The organism is Streptomyces sp. NPDC058457, assembly GCF_042720695.1.
GTDB lineage: Bacteria > Actinomycetota > Actinomycetes > Streptomycetales > Streptomycetaceae > Streptomyces.
Window position 1 is genome coordinate 215,859 of sequence record NZ_JBHXLU010000006.1, and the last position, 7,950, is coordinate 223,808.

The window sequence follows — 7,950 nt, forward strand, 5'->3', positions numbered from 1 at the left end:
GCCCACGCGGCGGAGCCACACATCGATACAGCCCCGCGCCCCTATCGGGGCGCCATGATCCCGCCTACAAAAGTCCGAACGGGCCTCAAGTCCCGCAGTTCCTCGCCGGAGGCGTTCGCCGGGTCCCGGTCCCACACCGTGAAGTCCGCCCAGCGGCCCGGGGTCAGGGTGCCGCGTACCCGGTCCTCGCCCGTGAGGTGGGCCGCCTGGGTGGTGTGCAGGGTCAGCGCCTCCTCGTACGAGATCGCGTGCTCGGGGCCCTTGACGCCGATGACCGTCTGCCGTGTCGTCATGCCCCACACCGAGCGCATCGCGCCGAACTGGCCGACCGGGAAGTCGGAGCCCGCGCTGACCTGGGCGCCCAGGTCGATCCAGCCGCGGGCCGGGAAGAGGCGGGCGACCCGTTCCGGGCCCCAGAAGACCTCCTCGACCTCGGCGGTGTCGTGCAGCAGCGGCTGCTGGATGGTGACGGGGATGCCGAGGGCGACGGCGCGGGCGCGCTGCTCGGGGCCGGCCAGGCCGCCGTGCTCCATGACCAGCGTGCCGGCGGGCAGGCCGGGGTTGCGCTCCAGGACGCGTTCGTAGACGTCGAGGAGGGTACGGACGGCCCGGTCGCCGTAGGCGTGGGTGCCGACCCGCCAGCCGCGCCGGACCACCGCCTCGACCGCCTCGACCAGCGCGTCCGGCTCCCAGATCAGCATCCCCGAGAAGGAGTGGTCACAGGCGTACGGCTCCTCGGTGGCGCCGGCCTCCAGGCCGCCGTCGAGGCCGAACTTGACGCCCCACACCGACAGCCACGGGTCGGAGGTGTCGCGCCACTCCTCCATGACGTCGAGCAGGTCCTCGACCTGGGCCGCGCTGGTCATGCCGAGCGCCGAGACCAGCGCGCGCACCCTGGTGTGCAGCGCGCCCGCCTCACGGGCGGCCCGGAGCACCCGGTAGTCCTCGGGGGCGACCGCGCAGTCGCGCACGGTGCCGATGCCGGTGGCGGCGTAGTCGCGGGAGGCGATGCTGAGTCCCTCGATGCGCTGGGCCCGGTCCGGGGCCGGGACCAGGCGCTCGACCAGGTGCAGGGCGTTGTCGACCAGCCGGCCGTCCAGCCTGCCGTCGGCGCCGCGGCCGATGGTGCCGCCGGGCGGTACGGGGGTGTCCTCGGTGATGCCGGCGAGGCGCAGCGCGTAGGTGTTGACGACGTCGTTGTGGCCGCCGCGCTTGACCAGGACCGGGTGCCGGTCGGTGGCCGTGTCGAGCTCGGCCGCGGTGGGCATGCGGCGCTCGGCCAGGTTCAGTTCCTGCCAGTTGGTGGTGGTGCGGATCCACTCCCCCTCGGGGGTGACCGCGGCCCGCTGCCGGATCAGGTCCAGGAACTCGGGGATGGTGCGGGCCTGGTGGACGGGGACGTCCTGGGCACCGAGCGCGGCGAAGATCATGTGGGTGTGGGTGTCGTCGAAGGCGGGCAGCACGGTGGCGCCGGGCAGGTCGTGCACCTCGGTCCGCTCGGTCACCAGGTGGTCGAGGCCGTGCGGGTCGGCGGACACGGCCGCGATCCGGTCGCCGCGCACGGCCAGGGCCCGCTGCGGGGCCTGGCCGGGCACCAGGGTGTGCACCGCGCCGGCACGGATCAGCAGGTCGGCTCCGTGGTCGGTCATCATCTTCTCCCTCAGCTCGGAAGCGTTGCGAAGGCTGCGAATGATGCGAAGGTTTCGCGTTTCGCCTTTCGCGTTTCGCTGACGAGACTGTTCTAGAAGCCGATCGGTGGTTCACCGCCATATCGAGGGTGCAGGTGCAGGAAACACGCCATTCCTGCCGCCTCTCGCGCGGATCATGCGACAGGCGGTGGGCGGGGGGACGCTCACCGGCGCTTGCCGGGTGCCGCCCGCGCCCAACGAGCCCCGTAAGGGGCGCGGGGCTGCATTTGATGTGCGGCTCCGCCGCGTGGGCGCGACCAGCCCCCACCGGCCCGCAGCCGAACGTGACGGCTGCGCCACGCGGAACGGAACGGCGGCCCTACAGCGGCGGCTGGGCCGGTGCCGGTCCCAGGGTCGTCGTGCCCGGGGCCGTACGGTGGCCGAGTCCGGTGCGGTACGCGTCCAGCGCCGCCTCCACCCGGCCGGTGCGGCGCAGCAGGTCGCCCAGCAGGCGACACAGGTCCGCCAGGTCGCCCGCCGCGCCCGCCCGCTCCAGCAGGCTCAGCGCCCGCACGTAGTGCTCCTCCGCCGCCTCCGTGTCCCGGGCGTCCTCGGCGATGATGCCGAGCAGCCGGTGCGCGGCGGCCGAGTGGACCGCGCCGCGCTCGGAGGAGAAGTCGCCGAGGACGTCGTGGAGGAGTTCGGCGGCCTCGTCGGACTTGCCCAGGCGGTGCAGGACGTCGGCCAGTTCGACGGCCGCCTGGCTGCGGTACAGGGCCGCGCGGGTCTCCGACAGCATCGCGAGGGCCTCCCGCAACTCCCCTTCCGCCCGCTCCAGTTCGCCGTTCTGGGCATAGACGTAGCCGCGCATCCAGTGGCAGTTGGCGAGTTCGGTACGGAGCTGGAGCTGGCGGTACAGCTCGGCGGCCTTGGCCAGGGAGGCATCCGCCTCGGCGACCCGGCCCTCGGCGAGCAGGGTGCGGGCGACGGAGCGGTGCATGCGGGCGATCAGCGCGGGGTCGCCGGCCTGCGGAGCGAGGGCGAGGGCGAGTTCGGCGGCCTGGGCGGCGCGGGCGTGGGCGCCCATGTCCATGTACGGGCCGATGGCGGAGGCGTAGAGGAGCAGGAGGGCGTCGGGGTCGTGCAGGCCGCTGCGGTTGAGTTCGTCGAGAGTGGTCTCAAGGAGGTAGACGGCGTACCGGAGTTCACCCGCGAGGTAGTGGCTGACCGCCCGGCCGCGGATCGCCGGGACGCGCACCGGCAGCGGTTCGTCGGCCGTCCACAGCTCGGCCCGCTCGAAGAACTCCCTGGCCTGCCCCAGCTCACCGGTGTCCAGGGCGCATTCGCCCATCCCGAGCAGCGCGGTGGCCTGTTCGACGGCGAGCCCGTGCGCCTTCGCCTCCTCGAAGAGGGCGGCGTACTGGCCCGCGGCCGCCTCGGCCTCGCCGGTGGCCAGGGTGCGCTGTGCCTCGGTGAGCCGTAGCCTCAGGTCGGTGGCGAGGTGCGCGGGGCGCCCGCTGGCCAGCTCCTCGAAGCCGACGCCGAGCCGGCCCGCGATGTGCCGCAGCGCCTCGTCGGAGGCCCGCACCCGCCCGGCCTCCAGCGTGGAGATGTAGGCGGGCGTGTAGGCCGGTTCGGCCAACTGCCGCTGGGTCAGCCCCCGCTCGGTGCGCAGTTGCTGCACCCGCCGCCCGATGGTCTCTGGATCGTCCCGTTCCTGCATTCTGTCATTACCCCCAACTCCCCCTGGACCCCTTGCCGTTGCGCTCTGCCAACCCCTAGGTTAAACCGCGAATTAAACGTGCTTAACCCGCCCCTGTTGTTGCGAGGTCACCGTGCCCGGACGCACATCCGCACGCCCTACCGCACGCCCCCAATCTCGAATTCGCTCGATCGGGGGGACCCCCACCGCCCGCGGCATCGCGGCAGCCGTGATTGCCGTGGCCGCGCTCATCACCGCCGCCAACGCCGGCCCGGCCAGAGCGACGGACAACTCTCCCGGTTCCCCGACCTCGGCGACCGCTCGGCACACCGCCGGCCACTAGGAGCCCGCCCCGCCGGGAGCCTGCCCCGCGCCACCAGGTCAGCACGCTCCCCCCACCCCACGATCGCCCCCGGCGGGACCCTCCCCCTGTCCCGCCGGGGGCTTTTCCGCTGTCCACGCACGTTGATCAGTTCCGCGAATTGCCGCCCCCTGTTTGACAGAAAGCCCTTCCATTTAACTCTCGGCTTGCCAGTCTTGGTCCCCACCCGGATGTCATGTCCGGGATGAAAAGGACCGTACCAACGGACCGCGTCACCGCACACACGCACCCCGGACCGTCGACTGGAGCCCCCCGATGTCCAGAAGCAGGACCCGCCGCCTCGGCCGAGCCGCCGCCGTCGCGGGCAGCGCCGCCGCGCTCACCCTCGCCCTCCCCTTCAGCGCCTCCGCCGGCGTGCTCCAGAACCTCCCGGAGAACGCGACCACGTTCCAGAAGTTCTTCGAGCCGCTGTACGACTACGACACGGACAGCTGCTACCCCGCCGCCGCCATCGACCCCGACGGCAACCTCAACGGCGGCCTGAAGCCGACCGGTTCCGTCACCGGCAGCTGCCGCACCGGCCATCTCGACCACGCGAACACCTACTCGCGGGCCAAGTGCAACAACGGCTGGTGCGGGATCATCTACGCCAGCTACTTCGAGAAGGACGAGGCCTCCCCGGGCATCGGGCACCGCCACGACTGGGAGTGCATCGTCGTCTGGGTCAAGCAGGGCGCCGACTACCCGTCGTACCTGTCCGCCTCCCAGCACGGCGACTTCGAGACCGAGGCGGTCGCCGACGTGCCGATGAGCAGCCAGCGCGTCCAGGTCGTCTACCACAAGGACGGCCTGAGCACCCATGACTTCCGGTTCGCCAAGTGGGGCGAGACCCCGGAGAACGACGACGCCGCCTGGCACCAGGAGAACCTGCTCACCTGGGACAACATGGCCTCCAACCTGCGGGACATCCTCAACGCCTCCGACTGGGGCGACGCGAACTTCCCGCTCCAGGACGCCAAGTTCGACGACCACCTCAACAAGGCCAAGCCGAGCGCGATCACCTTCGACGCGTACGCCTGAGCCGACCGGCGTTGCGCGAGCACGGCCGCCCCTTCCTGGACACCGTCCCGTAGCGGCGGCGACGGCAGCGGGCACTCGCCCGAGGTGATCAAAGGGGACACCTCCCCCGCCCGTCCGGTCGACCGGAACACGGCGAGGGCGGTTTCCTTCATGCGCCGCTCGTCGTGAACGTCTGGTTCGTCTGGAGCTGCCGCAGGTGCTGCTGGACGTGGTCCAGGGCGCCTTCCCGGCGGCCCGGCACCCTGAGTCTCAACTCCGCGAGCGCGGGCCCGAGTTCGCGGGCCCGTGCGGTGTCCTTGATGGCGCCCCACTGGTGGTGGGCCCGGTCCACGGCCGCCTCCACGGCCGGTGCGTCGGCCGGCTGCCCGGCGCCCAGCCGGGCGCCGGCGACGGTCAGCCAGGTACGGCAGCTCCGCACCGCGTCCCCCGCGAACATCGCGAGATCGGCCCGCACCTCCGACCAGTGCAGGGCGTCCTCGGAAGCCGGCCCGTGCACCCGCGCCGCCGCCTGCTCCCACCGCACGGCCAGCTCGTCGGCCTCGGCATACCGCCCCGCCCGGACGGCGGCGCTGATGGCGTCATGCGGATCGGCGCTGTCGTGCCGGGTCCGCGAACTGAGCAGGATGTTCGTGGCCACCTCGGCACCCAGCCGCGCCAGCACCTGCTGATGCAGCTCCTCCATGGCCGGCCGGTGCCCACTGCGCAGCACGGTCGCCACGGCCTTCATGTACGACGGTGCGGCGACGTCCCGGCGGGCGGGCGGGGGTGCGACACGGCCGTGCACGGCGTTGTTGCGCCCCGAGTCGAGGGGCGTGGTGAGCAGGTGCTGCCAGGTCTCGGGGTCCGCGTGCAGATCGACGACCAGGGTGGTGGCACCGGGCGGACGCAGCCGCAGCTCCTCGCGGATCCAGTGCCAGGGCAGGCCGGTGTAGCGGACGGTCGCCCCAGTGGTGCGGGCAAGCGCCAGGTGCGGCAGACGTTGCTTGCGGTCCAGTTGCAGCTGGCCGGTGACGAAGACCGTGAGCGGGCCGGGGGCGGCCGCGGCGGCCCGCAGCCGGGTGAGGACGGCCTGCGGCTCCAGGGGGTCGGCGAGTTCGACGACGTTGGCCGTGTCGGTGCCTGAGAGTATGGCCGGGGCGACAGCGGCCAGTACGGGGAGCACGGAGGCGGCGTCCACGAGACGCCCCCTGCCGATCGGCGCGGCCGCGAGCAGCAGCACGGTTCCGGGCATCGGCCCTCCCCTTTTGTTCCCCAGGATCACTCAGGTCAGACCAGCACGTTATCCGCTGCGCCTGCAAAGCGGGGGGCCCGGGCAGTTCGTCACCCTGGGTGCACCGGCCCCTCGGGCGTCCGCCGTACCGCGAAGACCGTGGTGTCGTCGGCCAGCCGGCCGCGGCTGTGGCGCATGACGCTGTCACGGACCCGGGCGACCAGACGGGCGGGGTCGGCGGTGTGCGGGTCGGCGCTCACCGCGCGGGACAGCTGGTCCGTGAGGTCGTAGAACCTCCCGTGCCCGTCCCGGGCTTCGGTGACGCCGTCCGTTGTGATGAGGAGGGTCTCGTCCGGGGCCAGGGTGACGGTCAGGGTCGGCGGAGGACCCGTGCCGGGGGCCAACTCGGCCATTCCGAACGGGAGTCCGTCACCCGGCGGCAGAGAGCGTATGCCCTCCGGTCCCACCGCCAGCGGCGGCTCGTGACCGAAGTTGACCACCTCCACGGTGTCCGGAAGCCCCGGCGGGAACCCCAGCAGCACCGCCGTCGCGAAGCGGTCGCCGTCGTCGCGGCCCAGCGCCACCGTGTGGCGCCGGTGCCGGACCATCCGGGTCTCCAGCCGGTCGGCCACCGTCGCCAGGTCCCGTTCGTGGTACCCCGCCTCACGGAACGTCCCCAGCAGCGCCGCCGCCGTCTCCACCGCACCCAGCCCCTTGCCCTGGACGTCCCCGACCAGCACCCGCGTGCCGTACAGCCCCGGCTGGATGTCGTAGAAGTCGCCGCCCACCCGGGCCTGGGTGTCGGCGGCGAGATACACCGCCGCGTGGTCCAGGCCGGCCCACCCCGGCGGCAGCGGCCGCAGCACGGTACGCCGGGTCGTCTCGGCGATGTCCCGCATGTGCAGCATCCGCCGTTCGCCGTTCCTGCGGACGGCGCAGGCGAGGATGGCCAGCAGCCCCGCGAAGGCGACCAGGATGAAGTCGGGCAGCCCGGCCTGGTACTGGTGGGGCCAGGCGCTGTCCACGGCGACGTAGTCGAGGACCGACAGCACCGCGAAGACCGCGGTCGCGAAGACCCCGCAGACCGCCGCCGCGATACCGGGGACCAGGACGATCCAGGAGATGATCCGGAACCGCTCCGTGGTGTTGAGGTCGACCGCCGTGATCCCGGCGAGCAGCAGGAGCGGTGCCACCCACGCGATGCTCCGGCCCCTGGCCCGCAACAGCTCCTGCCACCGCCGCAGGGCCTGGTGGTCGGTCACGAGAGTCAGGGAAACACGGGCGGGGACGCACCGCACGTCGTGCGCGGGGTCGTACGCGGGGTCGTACGCGGGTGAAGAATTCCGTCCCGACCGACTTGCCAGGGGGTACCCGCAGGTGTGCTCTGGAAGGTGGGGGCGAGGAGAGAGGAGCACGCTCATGGCTCAAGCGGCACCCACGTCCGGCGGTATGCCCCGGAGCGGCCGTACGCCCGACGTGTTCAGCGCACAGACGCACGCCAGGGCCCGGGTGGCGGTCCCCGTGGTGACCGGGCTGATCTACGGCGACTGGGCCGCGGCCAACCGGCGCAGCGGCGGGCCCATCACCGGCTCGAACCTGCTGTTCGGCTTCCTGACCGCGCTCGTCTTCGCGGTGGTGCTGTTCGCCCTGCTGACCTATGCCCCACGACTGCGGCGGGAGCTGCACGCGCTGGTGTGGACGGCGTTCACGGGCATCGCCTTCGGCTTCCTCTACAGCCAGACCGGGGAGTCGGTCCTCAGGTCCGTCGGCATGTCGCTGGCGGTCGCGGCGGTGACGTTCATCCTGATGTTCTACCGGTTCTACACGCACGAGGACGCGGCCGGGAACCGCATCCGGTAGCGGGGTATCCGGTAGCGGCGCCACCCAGTGCACGCGGCGTACGCGTGGGCCCCGGCCCCCACGGCCCGCGCCCCCGCGTTGCCCATATAGCCACACCAGTGGCGCGGGGCGGGGGGGGGGGCCCGGGGGGGGGCGGGGGGGGGGGGGG

General features: G+C 72.7%; 6 protein-coding genes. 2 read left to right on the forward strand and 4 right to left on the reverse strand.

The features are described 5' to 3' along the window. Positions 1-41: 41 nt before the first annotated feature. Both ACFWPS_RS07925 and ACFWPS_RS07930 read right to left on the reverse strand, forming a co-directional pair. Complete coding sequence (locus tag ACFWPS_RS07925; protein ID WP_383702210.1) at positions 42-1,649, reverse strand: amidohydrolase; 1,608 nt, start codon at positions 1,647-1,649, stop codon at positions 42-44. Between the two features lie 358 nt (positions 1,650-2,007). After that, complete coding sequence (locus tag ACFWPS_RS07930; protein ID WP_383702212.1) at positions 2,008-3,351, reverse strand: tetratricopeptide repeat protein; 1,344 nt, start codon at positions 3,349-3,351, stop codon at positions 2,008-2,010. Between the two features lie 616 nt (positions 3,352-3,967). Here ACFWPS_RS07930 and ACFWPS_RS07935 point away from each other — a divergent pair. Further along, positions 3,968-4,732, forward strand: coding sequence for an NPP1 family protein (locus ACFWPS_RS07935; protein ID WP_383702214.1), 765 nt, complete (start codon positions 3,968-3,970; stop codon positions 4,730-4,732). 148 nt (positions 4,733-4,880) lie between these two features. On the opposite strand, the gene ACFWPS_RS07940 is transcribed toward ACFWPS_RS07935, so the two are convergent. After that, on the reverse strand, positions 4,881-5,963 hold the full coding sequence (locus ACFWPS_RS07940; protein ID WP_383702216.1) for a hypothetical protein: 1,083 nt from the start codon (positions 5,961-5,963) through the stop codon (positions 4,881-4,883). 89 nt (positions 5,964-6,052) lie between these two features. Continuing rightward, the gene (locus ACFWPS_RS07945; RefSeq protein ID WP_383702218.1) at positions 6,053-7,204 is read right to left on the reverse strand and encodes a PP2C family protein-serine/threonine phosphatase; all 1,152 of its coding nucleotides are present in this window, start codon (positions 7,202-7,204) and stop codon (positions 6,053-6,055) included. 157 nt (positions 7,205-7,361) lie between these two features. On the opposite strand from ACFWPS_RS07945, the gene ACFWPS_RS07950 reads away from it, so the two are divergent. Beyond that, the gene (locus ACFWPS_RS07950) at positions 7,362-7,802 is read left to right on the forward strand and encodes a hypothetical protein (RefSeq protein WP_383702220.1); all 441 of its coding nucleotides are present in this window, start codon (positions 7,362-7,364) and stop codon (positions 7,800-7,802) included. The last annotated feature ends 148 nt before the right edge of the window (positions 7,803-7,950 follow it).

Bases quoted from the DNA above. Each gene is read 5' to 3' on its own strand.
- ACFWPS_RS07930 (WP_383702212.1), bottom strand. From the start codon at position 3,351: ATGCAGGAACGGGACGATCCAGAGACCATCGGGCGGCGGGTGCAGCAA.
- ACFWPS_RS07940 (WP_383702216.1), bottom strand. From the start codon at position 5,963: ATGCCCGGAACCGTGCTGCTGCTCGCGGCCGCGCCGATCGGCAGGGGG.
- ACFWPS_RS07925 (WP_383702210.1), bottom strand. From the start codon at position 1,649: ATGACCGACCACGGAGCCGACCTGCTGATCCGTGCCGGCGCGGTGCAC.
- ACFWPS_RS07950 (WP_383702220.1), top strand. From the start codon at position 7,362: ATGGCTCAAGCGGCACCCACGTCCGGCGGTATGCCCCGGAGCGGCCGT.
- ACFWPS_RS07935 (WP_383702214.1), top strand. From the start codon at position 3,968: ATGTCCAGAAGCAGGACCCGCCGCCTCGGCCGAGCCGCCGCCGTCGCG.